We start from the raw sequence: 722 nt of genomic DNA, 5'->3' as shown, positions 1-722 counted from the left end.
AATAGAACACATTTGCTGATCTTTTGGCTAAGCATTCGTTGTCGGCCAGAAAGGTTAATAACCCTGGAATCGTTCTCCTGTTCACTAATGAATTTTTGAATCAGAATTTGACTTAAGATGATACTTAGGGCAATAGCACATAACGCTACAAGATAATACTTGCCCAGCTTATTGAATTTAGGTTTTTTGACAATAATTGACTTTCCATTCGTGGTTTTGGCTGGTTAAAAATACGTAAAACCACTTAATATTCCCATCTGAGGAAGAATAAATAAAAATAGGTAAGCAGGATTTATTGTTTAAACCCTGCTTACCTATTTCTTTATGACATGCTAAAGATGCTTTATTCTTCAAAGCCTATGTAAACATACCCATCCTCAACCTTGATGGGGTAGGTGGCGATATCACAACTGTCGCCATTTAAATTTTTCCCAGATCGCAATGAAAATGTTTTTTTATGGAAAGGACATGCTACTTTTGGCTCATCTCCATCAGACCCAATCATGCCTCTAGACAGTGCCATTTGCATTTTATGTGGACACAGGTTTTGACATGCATACCATTCTTTTCTTCTCGTAAAATTGTAAATGGCAATCTGCAGATCTTTGTATTTCACACATGCACCACCATTTTCGGGAAGAGCGGATACAGGGGCGGCTTTGAACCATGTGGTGATCTCGGAATGGTCTGCTGTTTTGTACATTTCCTGTAATGTTGTCATC

Annotated in this window: 2 protein-coding genes; both read right to left on the bottom strand. The window is 38.0% G+C overall.

The genetic code is table 11. The annotated features are described in order from the left end of the window. The coding region (locus ADIWIN_RS21540; protein WP_262507779.1) for a type IV pili methyl-accepting chemotaxis transducer N-terminal domain-containing protein at positions 1-89 on the bottom strand (89 nt) is incomplete at its 3' end. A gap of 254 nt (positions 90-343) precedes the next feature. Continuing rightward, a complete protein-coding gene (nirD, locus tag ADIWIN_RS16940) occupies positions 344-721 on the bottom strand; it encodes a nitrite reductase small subunit NirD (RefSeq protein ID WP_040757664.1) in 378 nt (125 codons plus the stop codon). Position 722: the final 1 nt, after the last annotated feature.

The sequence above is a fragment of the Winogradskyella psychrotolerans RS-3 genome (assembly GCF_000427335.1).
Lineage (GTDB): Bacteria > Bacteroidota > Bacteroidia > Flavobacteriales > Flavobacteriaceae > Winogradskyella > Winogradskyella psychrotolerans.
Note: the sequence above shows the minus strand (reverse complement) of the source record. Positions and strands in the feature narration are given on the sequence as shown.